Annotated in this window: 18 protein-coding genes; 6 read left to right on the top strand and 12 right to left on the bottom strand. The window is 67.9% G+C overall.

The annotated features are described in order from the left end of the window. Nucleotides 1-173: 173 nt before the first annotated feature. From A5759_RS13095 to ilvC, 3 genes are read left to right on the top strand one after another with little or no spacing between them, the layout of a single operon-like run. Nucleotides 174-2,042 (top strand): acetolactate synthase large subunit, encoded by a 1,869-nt coding sequence (locus A5759_RS13095; RefSeq protein WP_068198172.1) that lies wholly within the window; start codon nt 174-176, stop codon nt 2,040-2,042. Next, entirely contained in the window at nt 2,042-2,551 is a 510-nt protein-coding gene (ilvN, locus tag A5759_RS13090) for an acetolactate synthase small subunit (protein ID WP_066844993.1), read from the top strand. Before A5759_RS13095 ends, ilvN begins: the two co-directional genes overlap by 1 nt. A gap of 51 nt (nt 2,552-2,602) precedes the next feature. After that, a complete protein-coding gene (gene ilvC, locus A5759_RS13085) occupies nt 2,603-3,604 on the top strand; it encodes a ketol-acid reductoisomerase (RefSeq protein WP_197506030.1) in 1,002 nt (333 codons plus the stop codon). A gap of 57 nt (nt 3,605-3,661) precedes the next feature. On the opposite strand, the gene A5759_RS13080 is transcribed toward ilvC, so the two are convergent. Continuing rightward, nucleotides 3,662-4,099 carry a hypothetical protein gene (locus A5759_RS13080; protein WP_066844987.1) on the bottom strand — a complete coding sequence of 146 codons (438 nt, stop codon included), beginning with the start codon at nt 4,097-4,099 and terminating at the stop codon, nt 3,662-3,664. A 133-nt stretch (nt 4,100-4,232) separates the two neighbouring features. Between A5759_RS13080 and A5759_RS13075 the strand changes: the two genes are divergently transcribed. Then, nucleotides 4,233-5,069, top strand: a complete 837-nt coding sequence (locus A5759_RS13075; protein ID WP_068198170.1) for a MerR family transcriptional regulator — start codon at nt 4,233-4,235, stop codon at nt 5,067-5,069. Nucleotides 5,070-5,152: 83 nt separating this feature from the next. Continuing rightward, entirely contained in the window at nt 5,153-5,710 is a 558-nt protein-coding gene (idi, locus tag A5759_RS13070) for an isopentenyl-diphosphate Delta-isomerase (RefSeq protein WP_068198168.1), read from the top strand. Here idi and A5759_RS13065 read toward each other — a convergent pair. The 11 genes from A5759_RS13065 to A5759_RS13015 form a co-directional block, all read right to left on the bottom strand. Next, nucleotides 5,671-6,009 (bottom strand): DUF3140 domain-containing protein, encoded by a 339-nt coding sequence (locus A5759_RS13065; protein ID WP_231984622.1) that lies wholly within the window; start codon nt 6,007-6,009, stop codon nt 5,671-5,673. The genes idi and A5759_RS13065 overlap by 40 nt on opposite strands. 4 nt (nt 6,010-6,013) lie before the next feature. Beyond that, entirely contained in the window at nt 6,014-6,223 is a 210-nt protein-coding gene (locus tag A5759_RS13060; protein WP_064398548.1) for a DUF2945 domain-containing protein, read from the bottom strand. 38 nt (nt 6,224-6,261) lie between these two features. Beyond that, nucleotides 6,262-7,269, bottom strand: a complete 1,008-nt coding sequence (locus A5759_RS13055) for a DUF5914 domain-containing protein (RefSeq protein ID WP_068198162.1) — start codon at nt 7,267-7,269, stop codon at nt 6,262-6,264. After that, nucleotides 7,266-8,777 carry an FAD-dependent oxidoreductase gene (locus tag A5759_RS13050; protein WP_068198159.1) on the bottom strand — a complete coding sequence of 504 codons (1,512 nt, stop codon included), beginning with the start codon at nt 8,775-8,777 and terminating at the stop codon, nt 7,266-7,268. The genes A5759_RS13055 and A5759_RS13050 overlap by 4 nt, the downstream gene beginning before the upstream one ends. Further along, nucleotides 8,774-9,505 (bottom strand): class I SAM-dependent methyltransferase, encoded by a 732-nt coding sequence (locus tag A5759_RS13045; protein WP_068198157.1) that lies wholly within the window; start codon nt 9,503-9,505, stop codon nt 8,774-8,776. Before A5759_RS13045 ends, A5759_RS13050 begins: the two co-directional genes overlap by 4 nt. After that, complete coding sequence (locus tag A5759_RS13040; RefSeq protein ID WP_068198153.1) at nt 9,502-9,831, bottom strand: lycopene cyclase domain-containing protein; 330 nt, start codon at nt 9,829-9,831, stop codon at nt 9,502-9,504. Before A5759_RS13040 ends, A5759_RS13045 begins: the two co-directional genes overlap by 4 nt. Then, the gene (locus A5759_RS13035) at nt 9,828-10,172 is read right to left on the bottom strand and encodes a lycopene cyclase domain-containing protein (protein ID WP_068198150.1); all 345 of its coding nucleotides are present in this window, start codon (nt 10,170-10,172) and stop codon (nt 9,828-9,830) included. The genes A5759_RS13040 and A5759_RS13035 overlap by 4 nt, the downstream gene beginning before the upstream one ends. A 2-nt stretch (nt 10,173-10,174) precedes the next feature. Further along, nucleotides 10,175-11,122: a phytoene/squalene synthase family protein gene (locus A5759_RS13030; protein WP_068198147.1), complete on the bottom strand. Its 948-nt coding sequence runs from the start codon at nt 11,120-11,122 to the stop codon at nt 10,175-10,177. Continuing rightward, nucleotides 11,119-12,627, bottom strand: coding sequence for a phytoene desaturase family protein (gene crtI, locus A5759_RS13025; protein WP_068198141.1), 1,509 nt, complete (start codon nt 12,625-12,627; stop codon nt 11,119-11,121). The genes A5759_RS13030 and crtI overlap by 4 nt, the downstream gene beginning before the upstream one ends. Beyond that, entirely contained in the window at nt 12,627-13,691 is a 1,065-nt protein-coding gene (locus tag A5759_RS13020; RefSeq protein ID WP_156616898.1) for a polyprenyl synthetase family protein, read from the bottom strand. Before A5759_RS13020 ends, crtI begins: the two co-directional genes overlap by 1 nt. Nucleotides 13,692-13,885: 194 nt before the next feature. Continuing rightward, the gene (locus A5759_RS13015; protein ID WP_068198132.1) at nt 13,886-15,316 is read right to left on the bottom strand and encodes an NAD(P)/FAD-dependent oxidoreductase; all 1,431 of its coding nucleotides are present in this window, start codon (nt 15,314-15,316) and stop codon (nt 13,886-13,888) included. A gap of 78 nt (nt 15,317-15,394) precedes the next feature. Here A5759_RS13015 and serA point away from each other — a divergent pair, with 78 nt between their 5' ends. After that, the gene (gene serA / locus A5759_RS13010) at nt 15,395-16,981 is read left to right on the top strand and encodes a phosphoglycerate dehydrogenase (protein WP_068198131.1); all 1,587 of its coding nucleotides are present in this window, start codon (nt 15,395-15,397) and stop codon (nt 16,979-16,981) included. The last annotated feature ends 1 nt before the right edge of the window (nt 16,982 follow it).

Here is a 16,982-nt window from a genome sequence, read left to right as displayed (position 1 = left end):
CGTAGTAATCGGGAAGCGCGTTGATGCCGCGCTCGCCCTTACTCGGGCATAACTCCGGCATCAGCGCGCGACCCTCGTACAGCAACCCAGCTGACGGGGGTTTTTTCTTGCCCGACCACCGAATTTGAGACCCTAGAGACGGATCCGAAGAAGGATTTAGGAGAACGAACACCGTGAGCGCACCAACAACCCGACCGCTGGAGCAGGTGGCGGCAACCGTGCCCGACGACGGACATGCCACCCACCCGACGGCCAAATCTGCGCCCGCACCGGCCAAACGCACTGAGCCGCAACAGATGACCGGCGCACAGGCAGTCATCCGGTCGCTGGAGGAACTCGACGTCGACACCATCTTCGGGATCCCCGGCGGGGCGGTGCTGCCGGTGTACGACCCGCTGTTCGACTCCAAGAAGCTGCGCCACGTCCTGGTCCGTCACGAGCAGGGCGCCGGGCATGCCGCCAGTGGTTACGCCCACGCGACCGGCAAGGTCGGCGTGATGATGGCCACGTCGGGGCCCGGCGCGACCAACCTGGTGACGCCGTTGGCCGACGCGCACATGGACTCGATTCCGGTGGTGGCGATCACCGGTCAGGTGGGGCGCGGCCTGATCGGCACCGATGCGTTCCAGGAGGCCGACATCTCCGGCATCACGATGCCGATCACCAAGCACAACTTCCTGGTGCGCAGCGGCGACGAGATCCCGCAGGCGATCGCCGAGGCGTTCCACATCGCGGCCTCGGGCCGCCCCGGGCCGGTGCTGGTCGACATCCCCAAGGACGTTCTGCAGGGGCAGTGCACCTTCAGCTGGCCGCCGCGCATCGACCTGCCGGGTTACAAGCCGAACACCAAACCGCACAACCGTCAGATCCGCGAGGCCGCCAAACTGATCGCCGCCGCACGCAAGCCGGTGCTCTACGTCGGCGGCGGGGTGATCCGCGGAGAGGCCACTGAGGAACTGCTGGAGCTGGCCGAGCTGACCGGAATTCCGGTCGTGACCACGCTGATGGCGCGCGGGGCGTTCCCCGACAGCCATCCGCAGAACATGGGCATGCCCGGAATGCACGGCACGGTGTCCGCGGTGGCCGCCCTGCAGCGCAGCGACCTGCTGATCGCGCTGGGCACCCGGTTCGACGACCGGGTGACCGGGCGGCTGGATTCCTTCGCGCCGGAGGCCAAGGTCATCCACGCCGACATCGACCCCGCCGAGATCGGCAAGAACCGCCACGCCGACGTGCCGATCGTCGGTGACGTCAAGGCCGTCATCGCCGATCTGGTCGTGGCCCTGCGCCGGGACGGCACCGCCGACGCGATCACGATCGACAACTGGACGGAGTACCTGGGAGGTGTGCAGGCGACCTACCCGCTGAGTTACGGGCCGCAGAGCGACGGCAGCCTCTCACCGGAGTACGTCATCGAGACGCTGGGCAAGATGGCCGGTCCCGACGCCGTGTACGTCGCAGGCGTCGGCCAGCACCAGATGTGGGCCGCGCAGTTCATTTCCTACGAGAAGCCGAAGACATGGCTGAACTCCGGCGGCCTGGGCACCATGGGCTACGCCGTCCCCGCGGCGATGGGGGCCAAGTTCGGCCGCCCGGAGGCCGAGGTGTGGGCCATCGACGGCGACGGCTGCTTCCAGATGACCAACCAGGAGCTGGCCACCTGTGCCGTTGAGGGTGCGCCGATCAAGGTGGCGCTGATCAACAACGGCAACCTCGGCATGGTGCGCCAGTGGCAGACGCTGTTCTACGAAGAGCGGTACAGCCAAACGGATCTGGCCACGCACTCGCGGCGCATCCCCGATTTCGTCAAGCTGGCCGAGGCGCTCGGATGCGTCGGATTGCGTTGCGAGCGAGCCGAAGACGTCGAGGACGTGATTCGGCAGGCCCGCGAGATCAACGACCGTCCCGTGGTGATCGACTTCATCGTCGGCGCAGACGCCCAGGTGTGGCCCATGGTCGCGGCGGGCACGAGCAACGACGAGATCCAGGCCGCGCGCGGCATCCGCCCGCTGTTCGACGATCCGGAAGAAGGCCACGCCTGATGGGTACCAACGCTACGCAGACGCTGTCGGTTCTGGTCGAGGACAAACCGGGTGTCCTGGCGCGCGTCGCGTCGCTGTTCTCCCGGCGCGGCTTCAACATCCAGTCCCTGGCGGTCGGTGCGACCGAGCAGAAGAACATGTCGCGGATGACGATCGTGGTCAGCGTGGACGAAGCGCCGCTGGAGCAGATCACCAAACAGCTCAACAAGCTGGTGAATGTGATCAAGATCGTCGAGCAGGAGGAAGAGAACTCGGTTTCGCGTGAGCTCGCGCTGATCAAGGTGCGCACCGACGCGTCGACCCGCGGTCAGGTCATCGAGGCGGTGAACCTGTTCCGCGCCAAGGTCGTCGACGTGTCGACCGAGTCGCTGACGGTCGAGGCGACCGGTACGCCCGAGAAGCTCGAGGCGCTGCTGCGGGTGTTGGAGCCCTTCGGAATCCGCGAGATCGTGCAGTCCGGTGTGGTGTCGCTGTCGCGCGGCCCGCGCAGCATCGGGACCACCAAGTAACCCAAATCGCCAAACCAAGTGAGTAGATAAGGAAATTCAGTGGCAGTAGAGATGTTCTATGACGACGACGCGGACCTGTCGATCATCCAGGGACGCAAGGTCGGCGTCATCGGCTACGGCAGCCAGGGTCACGCGCACTCGCTGAGCCTGCGCGACTCCGGCGTCGAGGTGAAGGTCGGCCTCAAAGAGGGCTCGAAGTCGCGTGAGAAGGTCGCCGAGCAGGGGCTCGAGGTCGACACGCCCGCCGAGGTCGCCAAGTGGGCCGACGTCATCATGTTGCTGGCGCCCGACACCGCACAGGCCGAGATCTTTTCGAACGACATCGAACCCAACCTCGAGGACGGCAACGCGCTGTTCTTCGGCCACGGCCTCAACATCCACTTCGATCTGATCAAGCCGCCGGCCAACGTCACGATCGGCATGGTCGCCCCGAAGGGTCCGGGACATCTGGTGCGCAGGCAGTTCGTCGACGGCAAGGGCGTGCCGTGTCTGATCGCGATCGATCAGGACCCCAAGGGCGAGGGCCAGGCGCTTGCGCTGTCGTACGCCAAGGGTATCGGCGGCACCCGCGCAGGCGTCATCAAGACCACGTTCAAGGACGAGACCGAGACCGACCTGTTCGGTGAGCAGGCCGTGTTGTGCGGCGGCACAGAGGAACTCGTCAAGACCGGGTTCGACGTGATGGTCGAGGCCGGTTACGCGCCGGAGCTGGCGTACTTCGAGGTGCTGCACGAGCTCAAGCTGATCGTCGACCTGATGTACGAGGGCGGCATCGCGCGGATGAACTACTCGGTGTCCGACACCGCGGAGTTCGGCGGCTACCTCTCCGGGCCGCGGGTGATCGACGCCGACACCAAGGAGCGGATGCGCACCATTCTCAAAGAGATTCAGGACGGCACCTTCGTCAAGAAACTCGTCGCCAACGTCGAGGGCGGTAACAAGGAGCTCGAGGGCCTGCGCAAGAAGAACGCGGAGCATCCGATCGAGGTGACCGGCAAGAAGCTGCGCGACCTGATGAGCTGGGTGGACCGGCCCATCACCGAGACGGCCTAACTCCGGCGATTTCGGTGTAGTTAGTTGCGCTCAGCGCCACCGACGACACCGAAATCACTACTCGTCGGGGCGGTGCTCGTGCCCGGGGCGACCCTGGGTGCGGCGCCGCTCCTTCATTTCGGACTCGAACACGTGCCTGCGGCCCTGCTGCAGCTCGTCGCGCACTTGGCGTTCGTGGTCGCGGAACACCGACCAGTAGCTGTCGTCGAAGTCCTCGACGATCTGGAACGTCCAGCGGCCGTACAGCACGTTGCGGCCGACGAGTTCGGACTCCAGACGTTCGGCGACACCGTCGTGGCCGGCGTCGCGCAACTTGTCACACGCCTCGCCCAGCAGCAGGTCTGCGCGACCCATCAGCTGGTGGAACGAATACAGATGTCCGCGTGCGCGTTCCACCCACTCCAATGCCTCCGAGACCCCGCCGACCGCCTCGACGGTCGCGTCGTCGAGTCCCTCGGGGCGGCTGTGCTGTTCGTCCTTCTGCTGATCGGTCATGGGGCTACAAGTACCCGCTTCGAGCCGCAGCCATGTCCACATAACGAACGGATGCATCGCTTTCGCATTGATGGTTTGCCCGGCGCGCGATCGGTGAACCCTCGCTAGGCCGAAACCCCAGTGAGCAGGCCCCATGAATGACGCTGACACACCGCGGTACACCGTCCGCGTGGTGGCCGAGCGCGTCGGCGTGCCGACTGCGACGCTGCGCAGCTGGAGCCAGCGCTACGGGGTCGGGCCATCGCAGCACCGCCCCGGACGACACCGGCTCTACAGCGACAACGACATCGCCGTCGTGCAGCACATGCACCAGCTCATTGGGCAGGGCACCAGCGCCCGCAGCGCGGCCCGCCTCGCGTCCGGGTCCGTCGCTCCGCGACGCGGCGATGTCGAGGCGCTGCTGTCGGCCGCATTCGAACTGGACCTCGCCGCGTTGGGTCGGCTCCTGGAAACCCACCTGCGTCACTTCGGGGTTGTCGACACATGGGACCTGATGGTGCGGCCGGCGTTCGCGGCCGTCGTGACCCAGCAGGACGAGAACGGCGGCTGCGTCGACGTCGAACATGCGCTGTCGTGGGCGGTGTCGCGCTCACTGCACGCAGCCCCGCTCATGCGCATCGACGCCTCGACAGCGGTCATCCTGGCCTGTACCGCGCGCGAAGCGCATGTCCTGCCGCTCGAAGCGCTTCGCGCCGCCCTCGTCGAACGTGGGCGCGGTGCGCTGATGCTCGGCGCCGACGTTCCGGTCGCGGCCTTGACCGAGGCGATCGGCAGGGTGACGCCGTCCGCCCGGGTGGTGCTGTGGTCACACACCCCCGATACTGCCGACATGGATATGGTCGCAGCGGCCAGCGCGGAAACCGACGTCGCGCTCGGCGGCACCGGGTGGGACGCGGCGGCCGGCGTCGGCTCGGCCACGCGCGTGCACAGCCTGCGTGAGGCCGTCGATTGGTGTGTTGGTGCCTCATGACCGGGTTGCATCGTCTATGCGTCGGTTAGCCCGGCGGATTTGGGTACACACATGAGGTGTCTGCAGTGAGCACACCGACGACCATGGCCACGACCGGTGAGTGCGTCGTCCTTCTCGACGAAGAGGGGCGGCAGATCGGCAGCGCCGCCAAAACGAGTGTCCACCACGCGGCGACCCCGCTTCACCTGGGTTTTTCGTGCTATCTGTTCGATGCCGACGGTCGGGTGCTGTTGACCCGTCGCGCGCTGAACAAGACGACCTGGCCGGGAGTGTGGTCCAACTCGTTCTGCGGGCACCCGGCACCCGGGGAGCAGGTCGAGGATGCGGTGCGCCGCCGCGCCGGCCAGGAGTTGGGCATATCGATTCAAGCCCCGGTGTGTGTGCTGCCCGACTTCCGGTACCGCGCGGTCGCCGCCGACGGCACGGTCGAGAACGAGATCTGTCCGGTGTTCTTCGCCCGCTGTGACGGGCGGTTGCGGCCCGATCCGGGCGAGGTCATGGAGTGGATGTGGGTCTCCTGGGATCAGCTGCGCTCGGCGGTCGGGTTGCCGTGGTCGATCAGCCCATGGGCCATGGAGCAGATACCTCTGCTCGACGAGCCTCACTTGAAGGGGTCGTGGCCCCAGTTCATCAGCGAGTAGCGCCACGCCGAGTCCTCGATGTCGCCGTTCGGCCGCTGGGCCAGATGGCGGCGCGCATATCCGACGACCTTGCGCATGTGGGCGTAATCGTCGTCGTCCAACTCTGATTTCCTCTTGCGCAGCAACTCGACGATGCGCCTGCCGCTCGCGTGGCCGGTCGACTCCCCGCCGTCGGACTTCTGTCCGACATCCTTGGATTGCGCTGTCTGGAGCCACTTCTCGAGTTCACCGGCGGTCATGTTGACGGTGTCGGTGAACTCGGCGTAGGTCGCGGCGCGATCGTCGGGGGTGTCGGCCACGACGCTACTTCTTCTTCAGCGATTCCGGCTTGTGCACCGCGTCGCGGCCGCTCTTGTCGCTGCGCACCCGGTACTGCGGGTTGTCGGAGTCGGCGCGCACCGTGCGACCCGCGGCCTCGGTGTCCGAGGTGATCTTCTCTTCGACCGTCCCGGTGACGGTGGTGCCGTGACTCTTCCACTGCACCTTGTCGCCCTTGCGGATGTCCTTGCTCATCTCGGCGGTATACCCGGGCGACCCGACGCAATACGGGCTCAACCCCGGGAGCGCTGCCGGTAAAGCCGTTCGGCGTAAGCCAGATCGTCACGCCACAAGCGGGTGGCCGCATATCGCATGAACGGGGCGATCATCGGAGCGCCCCGAAGCGCGTGCGCGAATCCCGGACGGTCGGAATGGGCGATGACTGCCTCGATGACGGCGGTGCGGGGCACGCCGTCGCGGTCGGGACCAAGCGGGGTCGCGTGCGTCTCGACCACGCTCCCCGCGCCTTCGCCGTCGATGATGCGCATGGTGATGGTGCGCGGCTCCGGTGTGGTGAACTCCGCGATCACCGGGACGCCGAGCCGCCCGATGCGAAAGGTGACTGCGACCAGAAAGCGGTCGGCGTCTTCAGGGAGATCGTCGTCGGCCGCCGGCGCCGACAGTACGTCCAGCCGCGTGAACGAGTACGGGTGAAACCACGCCCCGTGCCACGGATCGAGCCGGTTGGCGATCACGTCGCTGGGCTCGCAGGTGCCGACCAACCGCGTCACCGCCGACAGCCGCGGCCCGTCGGGTCGCCTCGGCAATATCGGTGCCTCCGTGGGGGTTTCGCCGCCGATTGCGTCCAGCCGCACCCATGCGAGCACACCGTCGTCGTGGGCGGGGTAGGGCCGCCAGCTCCAGGTTCGGCCGCCGTCGAAGCGCAGTCCGTGCCACGGGCAGACCAACGTCCCGCACTCGACGATCCCGGTGGACAGGTCGGCGCCGAGGTGCGGGCAGGCTGCCGGGCCGACCGCGAGACTGCCGTCGGTGCCGCGCCAGGCGACCAGTTCGACTCCACCGACCGTGGCGCTGACGGGTCGCTTGCCGATGGTGTCGCTGGCCGCGAACGCATACCAGTTTCCGCTCGGCCTGCGCTGTGAGCGGCGCAGCGCGCTGTGGATCAGCGACGGCTTGGCATCGTCGAACGTCGGCCGCTGGCCGGACCACGTGGTGCGCGGAAGCAGTTGAAACGGCGTGGTTTTCGCCAACCGTGCCTTGATTTCGGCGAGCATGGTCATGCGTACTGCCTTTCGGCCAGTCGCCGCAGGGGGGCGAAGCGACCCTGGGTGGGCACCGTCTGGAGGTCGTGGCCGGTCAAGCCGAAGCGCTTCAGCAGTAGGTTGGCCGCCGACCATCCGGTGGTGGCGGCCCGCTCCATCAGCGCGACCGGCAGGTCGATGCGGATACCGTCTCCGGCCAGTGCCAGGCCGGGCTGCGGCGTCGAGACGGTGGGGCGGCGTTCGAAGTCGCCGGGGGCGAAACGCGGGCAGTCCTGACGGCACAGCACCCGTTCGCCGACGATCTTCGCATCGGCGGTTTCGGGATACAGTTCGGCCATCCGCACCGGTAACCGCTCGAGCACGTCGTCTTTTCCGTCGGTCACCGCGTACGCGTGCAGCTCCACCACCGAGCCGCCGGTTCGGCGCGACCACGTCGCCGCCTCCCGTTCGTACCTGTCCAGCACGCTCACATTGTCCAGCGGCGGTCGGCCGCCCGTCCCGAGAAATGCCGCACGGTCCGGATCGACGGGCCGGTCCAACCACAGTCGCTGCACGACGAACGGTGCGGCCGTGCCCATTGCGGCGATCCGGGACCGCCATTCGTCGTCGCCGAGCGATGCCGATTCACCGACGATGCGCTGCAGGCCGGAGACATCGGCGGCCAGTACGACCCCGTCGGCCTCGAGCGGGTCGCCGACGTCGGAGTGCACCGCGAACCGGTCACCGGTGCGTACCTCGGTCACCGACACACCGGTGTGGATGCGGACTCCCAGCGATTGCAGGTAGGCGCGCAGCGGTTCCCACAGCGCCGTGTCGAAGTTCGCACCTGCGACGTCGAACACCAAGCCCTCGCTGGAGCCCAGAAAATAGATGTGGAACATCGTTGCCAGTTCGGCGGCCGAGAGGTTGGTCGGCTCGGCGAAGAAGCTCCTCGAGAAGACTTCGAAGGCCAGGTGGCGAGCGGGTTCGGGGAAGTTGATGTCGCGAAGGAAGGTGTCGGCGTCGACGTGGTCCAGGCGGTCATAGATCTCGGGGACCGACACCGCGGCCAAGGGTGCTGCGGCGCGGGCGTTGAGCCGCACCAGGTCGCGAAGCCGGAAGGTGGGGCTGCGCAGCGCGAAAGCCAACGCATTCCATGGTGGCGTCTGCGGCAGGCCCCGGAAGGTGTCGCGTCTACCGTGCGCGTCGACCAGGGGGTAGTCGGAGACGGCGGTGAGCATGCCCAGCGCTGGATCGATGCGGCGCAACAGGTTTCGAAGGTTGTAGTACTGGCGGAAGAAGGCGTGGAAGCCGCGGTTCATGGCGACCGGAGAGCCGTCGTCGAGCGAATCGGTCCACCCACCGACACGACCCCCGAGGTACGTCTCGCGTTCGAGGACGTCGACGCTCACACCGCGTTCGGCGAGACCGGTGGCCGCCGCCAGGCCCGCGATGCCCCCGCCGACGACGACCACGTGCGGTTTGTCGAAAGGCACCCCCGCGTCGGGCGGTGGTGCGGGGTGGGTGGTGCGTTGCGGGTCGGTCATCGGGGCGCCTCGGCGAGGAACGTGTGCACGATGTTGCGTTGCCAGCCCGGCATCGTCTCGCTGTGTACGGCCGTGAAGCCGTTGCGGCGCAGGCGATCCCGAAAGTCCGCGGCACCGTCGAAGCGGTTCACGCTGCGCCGCAGGTACCGGTACAGCGAGGCGTCACCGCTGCGGAGACGCCCGCTCGGAATGATGATGGTGGCGCACACGGCGTTCCACACCGCGGTCGCCAGCCGCGAGTCGCGCACGGAGTACTCGTGAACCGCCAGCGTCGCTCCCGGGCGCAGCAGCGTGCGGAACTCGCGCAGTTGCGCGTCGGGGTCGGGCAGGTTGCGGATGAGGTAGGCGGCGAAGATGCCGTCGAAGGGACCGCTGACGCCGGCGGCGGCGAGGTCCTCGATGCGGCTGTGGACGAACCGCACCGAGTCGGGCCACTGTTTGGTCCGCGCCTCGGCCAGCATGCCCTCAGAGCCGTCGACGCCGACGATCTCGGCGTGCGGCGCCACCGACAGCAGCGCCGCGGTGGACGCGCCGGTGCCGCAACCGGCGTCCAGCAACCGCAGCCCGCGACTGTCATCGGGCAACCGCATCCGCTGTGCCGAAATGCGAAGGTGCTCATGGTATCCGGGATTGGAGTCGACCAGCGTGTCGTAGGCCGGTGCCCCCTCGTCGAACGCGGCGGGGACATCAGCGGGGTCACCGGCGTCACGGCCCGCATTGACTTTCACGACGCGTTCCTCCTCTGTGAGCGCAGCCGCTGCCGTTCCCACAGCAGTAGCACCGCGGTGACCAGCGCCCAGCCGAAAAGGAAGTCCTCGACCGGGATGTCGAACGGGAACCGGATGCCGCTGGTGTGCCGTTCGTCGTAGATGACGATCGGTGCGCTGAGCTTGGTGAGCCAACCGTCGACCGGTATCTGGAAACCGAGCACGATCGCCATCGAGATCCAGTACGCGGGCTTGCGGAACAGCCCGGTGCGAAGCACGCCCAATTCCAGGGCGCACACGGCGATCACCCCGAGCACGGCGGGCACCGTGTAGCCGAGTCCGGTCATTTGGCCTGCTCCACACGATCCCGCGTCCGTTGCAACCACGTCAGGATCGTGGTGACGGCGTTGTAGGTCAACAATCCGCACAGCGGGATCACGATGAAGAACAGCAGTTCCTCGATCGGCATCACGCCGGGAATGTCGATCCCGGTGACGTACTTCGAGTTGTAGGTCCACACGTCGGCGAAGATGGCGATCACATCCCAGAGCACGAACACCGCGGCCACGGGCAGAATCGCGGCGGCGGCCCGGCGCGCCTGCCGGTAAACGCCGTCGCCGAAGATCTCCAACGGCGCGGTGATCACCAGGCAGGCGGCCAGAACCAACAGGTAATGCCAGTTGTCCATCGTCACGCCTTGGGTTCCTGACGACGCGCCCTCCACGCCTTGACCAGTCCGGCGCATCCGACGCGGATGCGGCGACCGGTGCCCACGGTGGCGCGCTGGCTGAATACGGCGAAATCGATTTGCTCTATACGGTCGAGGATTTCGGAATACAGGGTCAGCGCCGCTGACACGCACGGGCGCGACCGCGGGCTCAGATGAGCGATGCCGCGCCGCGCGAAGTCGTACACGCGCCGGTTGATGGCGTGTTGTTCCACCAGCGCCCGGCGCACCTTCGCGTCGGTGCGACGGTTCTCGTGGCACCAGGTCAACACATCCCGGTCGACCCCGTATGCGGCCAGTTCGTCGGCCGGCAGATAGACCCGGCCGCGCTCGAGATCCTCGTCGATGTCACGCAGGAAGTTGGTGAGCTGGAACGCCTTTCCCAGTGCCGCCGCATACGGCGCGGCCTCCTCGCGTGGGCCGACGGTGCCGAGTACGGGAAGAAGCTGTAAACCGATCACCTCGGCCGAGCCGTACATGTAGCGATCGAGGGCGGCCCGGTCGGGATAGTCGGTGACGCTCAGGTCCATGCGCATGGAGCCGAGGAAGTCGTCGAACAGCTCCCACGGGATGCCGTACCGCCGGGCGCAGTGCACCACCGCGGCCAGCGACGGATCCCCGTCGTCGCAGCTGCCCTGCGCGAGCCGGTTGAACAGCTGGGTGGCCAGGCGCTGCAGCTGATCGGCGCGCTCATCCATGTTGATGACGGGATCGAAGTCGTCGAGGATGTCGTCGGCGCGGCGGGCGAAGCCGTACAGCGCGTGCACGGCGGGACGCTGTTCGGGCGCCAGCAGCCGGGTGGCCAGAAAGAAGGTGCGGCCGTGTTCGGCGTTGATCGTGCGGCAACGGCGATAGGCGTCGCGCAGTGCCGGGTCGTGTACGCCCGCAGCGTCGAGTTCGGAACCGATCATGCTTGCACCACCTGGCTACGGGCCCGCCGGACTGGCGGGCCGGTGATTCGGTCGGCCGCCAGCCGCCCGGACAGCAGCGCGGTCGGAACGCCGACTCCCGGGACGGTCGACGACCCCGCCAACACCACGTTGGCGACGCCGCGAACGGTGTTGGCGGGACGGAAGGGGCCGGTCTGGCCAAACGTGTGGGCCAACGCGAACGGAGTTCCCGCGGCCATTCCCTGACGCGCCCAGTCCGCGGGATCCACGACGTGCAGCACCTCGGGGTCGACCCCCACCTGGGGGAGCCGTGAGCTCACCACGTCCATCATCTGGCGCACGTAATCGTCGCGCGTCGATGCCCAATCGATGTGTCCCACTGCCAGATTGGGTGCGGGGGCGAGGACGTACAGCAGGTCCCGGCCTGCCGGCGCCAGCGACGGGTCCCCGGCGGTGGGGCGGGTCACCAACAGCGACGGATCCGACATCACGCGCCCGTCGTCGATGATGTCGGTGAACGTCTTGCGCCACTCGTCGCCGAAAACGATCGTGTGGTGTCCGACGTCCGGGCTCACGGTGCGGCAGCCGACGTGGGCCACCACCGCCGACGGGGCGGGCCGCAGCGGCAGCGCACGCCGCGGCGTGCGACCGAGCAGCCGGTACGTGTCGGGCAGTTCGGTGGTCATTACCACCGCGTCGGCGGTGATCCGGTCACCGCCCTCGGTATGCACCGCGACCACCCGGTCGCCCGTGTGCTCCAACGCCGAAACCGCCGAATCGTAACGGAACTCGACGCCGGCATCGGTCGCGGCCGCGGCCAGCGCGTCGGGCAGCGCGCGCACACCGCCGCGGGGGAAGTACACGCCGGAGATCGTGTCCATGTAGGCGATCACGGCGTACACCGCCAGCGCCCGGTGCGGCGGCACACCGGCGTACAACGCCTGAAAGGTGAACACCCGCTGCAGTCGCTCATCGCTGATGAAGCGGCGCACCATCCTGTCCCAGCGCCGGAAGCCGCCGATGGCGGTCAGCCGGGCGAGCTGCGGTGTCAGCAGCGAAAGCGGTGAGTCGAAGTTCGCGGCGATGAACCCGTCGAACTCGACGCGGTACAGCTTGGCCAGCCAATCGCGAAGGCGCAGATAGCCGTCCGCCTGGTCGCGGCCTGCGAAGCCCTCGATCTCGGCGGCCATCGCGTCGGCTTCGGCGCGTACGTGCAGCGAGCTGCCGTCGGCGAACGACGCGCGGTAGGCGGGATCGACGGTGATCAGGTCCAGTCGGTCCGCGGTGTTCTCGCCGACGGCGGCGAAGGCGTCGTCGATGATGTCGGGCATCGTCAGCACGGTCGGCCCGGTGTCGAGGCGGTAGCCGTCGATGTCGGCGCGACCGACGCGCCCGCCCGGATAGTGTCCGCGTTCGAGGACCGTGACGGTGCGCCCGCGCCCGGCGAGCTGTAGCGCCGCCGACAGTCCCGACAGTCCGGCGCCGACCACGACGACGTGGTCGGTGCGGCCCGCGACGGTGCGCATCACGCGGCCCGTTCGGTGCAGGCGGCGGCCATGTCGGCCAGCGCGGTGCGGATCAATGGGTCCAGTTGCCTCGTGTCGATCAGCTCGAGCGCTCGGTTGAGCCGCGAATCGATCAGCTGTTCAACCCATTCCAGTGCGCCGGTCGCGACGATCAGCTCGCGCCACCGGCGGATGTCCTCGTGATCCAGATCGGAGGCACTCATCAGGTGGGTGAGCTCGCGGCGATGGTTCGCGTCGGCGAGGCCGTAGGCGGCCACCACGACGCTGGTCGCCTTGTGCTCGAAGAGGTCACTGCCTGCCGGCTTACCGGTGATCTCGGGAGACCCGAAGATGCCGAGGACGTCGTCGCGTAACTGGAAGGCCTCACCGACCGCTTCGCCGTACTGGCCGAGCAACGTCAGCACACCGGCCGGGCATCCGGCCATGTCGGCGCCGATCTCGAGCGGTCTGCGCACGGTGTAGTTGCCGGACTTGCGCCGCATCACGTCGAGAACCCGTTCCCACTCGGGGAATTCGGCGGCGTCGTTGACCAGGTCGGCGAACTGGCCGACGGCGAGTTCGGTGCGCATCGCGTCGTATCTGTGCCAGCCACGCGCCAGCGCAGCCTCCCCGACACCGCTTTCCCGCAGCATCTGTGCAGCCCACACCAGGCACAGATCACCGAGAAGGACGGCCGCGGCCTCGCCGAAACGTTCGGGTGAACCCGACATCGCCCGCTCGCGGTGCCACTGCGCGAACCTGACATGAGCAGAGGGTCGCCCGCGGCGCAGCGCGGAGCCGTCCATCACGTCGTCCTGCAGCAGGGCGAACGCATGCAGCAACTCGAAGCTCGCCGCCGCCCGCAACGCACCGGGATCGTCGTCGGCGTTGGACAACCAGCCCAGGTAGACGAAAGTCGAGCGGACGCACTTTCCGCCGTCGACGAAATCCTGCAGGACGTCGGCGGCGATATCGACTCCGGCCGACTTGAGGTCGTCGGCGCAGCGTGTCTTGACGAAATCGGCCAGTGACCGAAGCACCTCACTGCGTATGGCGTCGCGCCATACCGGAAATGCCGTGGTCATGAGCCCTCTGGGGGGAGCGGTGAGGTCTGACACCGACAGGAGCGGGGTCTGCGTGTTTCCGTTGATCCCGCTCAAGCAGCGTTCCCTTCACTCGATGCGATGACAGGTACCCGAATCGGTCGAACTCAACCGGGGTACCCCTTCTCGCCGCACCTACGCATCGAATTTGCATCGATACGTACCGGGTTCCGGGCTCAGGGAGACAGCGCAGGCATCGTCTTGATGCCGAACTCGCGCCGCAGCACCGTGCGCGCGGCGAAATAACCGGCCATGCCGTGCACCCCGCCCCCGGGCGGCGTGGCCGACGAGCACAGGTACGCCTTGGGGATGGGTGTGGTCCAGGGGTTGAGTCGAGGGGTCGGACCCGCCAGCGCATGAATAAGGGTGTTGCCGCCGACGCCGATGTCGCCGCCGACCAGGTTGGCGTTGTGGTCGGCCAGGCGTGCGGCGGGAACGGATCGCACGGCCACCACGATGTCGCGGAAGCCGGGCGCGAAGCGCTCGAAGATGTCGGTGACCCGCTCGGCCTGGTCGACGGTCGATCCGTTCGGGACATGCGCGTAGCTCCACAACGGCCGTCGGCCCTGGGCGTCGATGCGGCCGGGATCCTCCAGGTGTGGCTGCGCGGCGAGCACCATCGGCCACTGGGGGTGCCGCCCTGCGGCGATCTCGCGTTCGGCGTGAGCCATCTGCTCGCGGGTGCCACCCATGTGCAGCGTGGGCGCCTGTCGTAACCGCTCGTCGGTGAACGGCACATCCTCGGAGAGCACGAAGTCGACCTTGGCCACGCCGGGGCCGAATCGATATCGCTGCAAGGCTTTTGCGTAGCGACGGGGCAGCTTGTCGCCGTAGATGCGGGCCAGCGCGGTGGGTGCGGTGTCGAAGAGTGCGACACCCTCGGGTGGTTCGGTGACCTCCTGGCCGGCCGTGATCACACCACCGTGAGCACGGAGGTCCGCGATCAGCGCATCGACGATGGCCTGGCTTCCGCCGACGGGGATGGGCCAGCCGACGGTGTGTGCGAGCGTGGCCAACATGAGGCCCCCGCCCGCCGACACCAACGAGGGCATTTGCGAGATCACATGTGCGGCAACGCCGCTGAACAATGCGCGCGCATCGTCACCCTTGAGTGCGCCCCACGCGTGCGTGCCCTGTTCGAGCAGCCGGCTCGCCACCTGGACCGCGGCAATCGGGTTGCTCGGCACCGAGCGTTTGTCGCCGAGCAGCAGATCGAGAACGGCGTCGTCGCGTTCGACCATGGGGCCGAAGAACCTGCGCCATGAGTGCCCGTGCTCGAGCTCCGCGACGGTCCGGTCGAGGTCGTGGTAACCGATCGCGGCGCGCGCCCCGGGAAGTGGATTGGCGTAGGAGACCTCGGGTACCCGCAGGCTCACGCCACGAGCGGGCAGGTCGAATTCGGCCAGGAACGGCGACGCCAGCGCGAGCGGGTGAACGGCCGAACAGATGTCGTGGGAGACGCCGGAAAACTCCGGGTCGGCAAGTGTGCGGGCCCCACCTCCGAGGGTCGGCTGCGCCTCGAACACCTGCACCGACAACCCGGCCCTGGCACAGACGACGGCTGCCGCCAAACCGTTGGGTCCGCTGCCGACGACGGTGACATCCACGCTTGCGGTTCTCCCACCCACCACGCCTGCGGTTCTCCCACCCACCACCCCAACATTCAAGCCCATTAGGCTGACCGCGTGAGTCTGCCCGTTGTATTGATCGCCGACAAATTGGCCGAATCGACGGTCGCCGCCCTCGGTGACCAGGTGGAAGTCCGTTGGGTCGACGGTCCGGACCGGCCGAAGCTGCTGGCCGCGGTGGCCGATGCCGACGCGCTTCTGGTGCGCTCCGCGACGACCGTCGACGCCGAGGTGCTCGCCGCCGCGCCCAAGCTCAAGATCGTCGCCCGTGCCGGAGTCGGCCTCGACAACGTCGACGTGGACGCCGCCACCGCCCGGGGCGTGCTGGTCGTCAACGCGCCGACCTCGAATATCCACAGCGCGGCCGAGCACGCCATGGCCCTGCTGCTGTCCGCGGCGCGCGAGATCCCGGCCGCCGATGCGTCGCTGCGCGCGCACACGTGGAAACGCTCGTCGTTCTCGGGCACCGAGATCTACGGCAAGACCGTCGGCGTCGTCGGCCTTGGCCGCATCGGTCAGCTGGTGGCCCAGCGCCTGGCCGCGTTCGGCACCCACGTCGTCGCCTACGACCCGTATGTCTCGGCGGCCCGCGCCGCACAGCTCGGCATCGAGCTGCTGAGCCTCGACGAGCTGTTGGAGCGCGCGGACTTCATCTCGGTGCACCTGCCGAAGACACCGGAGACCGCGGGACTGATCGGCAAGGAGGCGCTGGCCAAGACGAAGCCCGGCGTGATCATCGTCAACGCCGCCCGCGGCGGTTTGATCGACGAGGACGCACTGGCCGAAGCGGTGCGCTCAGGTCATGTGCGCGCGGCAGGCATCGACGTGTTCGCCAGCGAGCCCACGACCGAAAGCCCGCTGTTCGACCTGCCGCAGGTGGTGGTGACCCCGCATCTGGGCGCGTCCACCGCCGAGGCGCAGGACCGGGCGGGTACCGACGTCGCGGCCAGCGTGAAGCTTGCCCTGGCCGGGGAGTTCGTTCCCGACGCGGTCAACGTCGGCGGGGGAGTCGTCGGCGAGGAGGTTGCGCCGTGGCTGGACCTCGTCCGCAAGCTCGGCCTGCTGGTCGGAGTGTTGTGCGACGAGCTTCCGGTGTCGCTGGCGGTGCAGGTCAAGGGTGAGCTTGCCGCCGAAGACGTTGAGGTGCTTCGCCTTTCGGCGTTGCGCGGGCTGTTCTCAGCGATCATCGAAGACCCCGTCACATTCGTCAACGCCCCCGCGCTCGCCGCCGAGCGGGGGGTGCAGGCCGAGATCAGCACCGCGAGCGAGAGTCCCAACCACCGCAGCGTGGTGGACGTGCGGGCCGTCTACGCCGACGGGACGACCGCCAATGTCGCAGGCACGCTGACCGGTACCCAACTGGTCGAGAAGATCGTCCAGATCAACGGGCGCAACTTCGATCTGCGGGCCGAGGGCGTCTACCTGATCATCAACTACGTCGACCAGCCGGGCACGCTCGGCAAGATCGGCACCATCCTCGGATCGGCGGGCATCAACATCCACGCCGCCCAGTTGAGCGAGGACGCCGAAGGTCCCGGCGCGACCATCCTGCTGCGCATCGACCGTGATGTTCCCTCCGAGGTCCGGTCCACGATCGCCGATGAAGTCGGCGCGATGATGCTGGAAGTGGTTGATCTGTCGTGAT

The organism is Mycobacterium sp. 852014-52144_SCH5372336 (assembly GCF_001665615.1).
GTDB lineage: Bacteria > Actinomycetota > Actinomycetes > Mycobacteriales > Mycobacteriaceae > Mycobacterium > Mycobacterium neumannii_A.
This window is presented reverse-complemented; position numbering and strand designations above follow the sequence as displayed.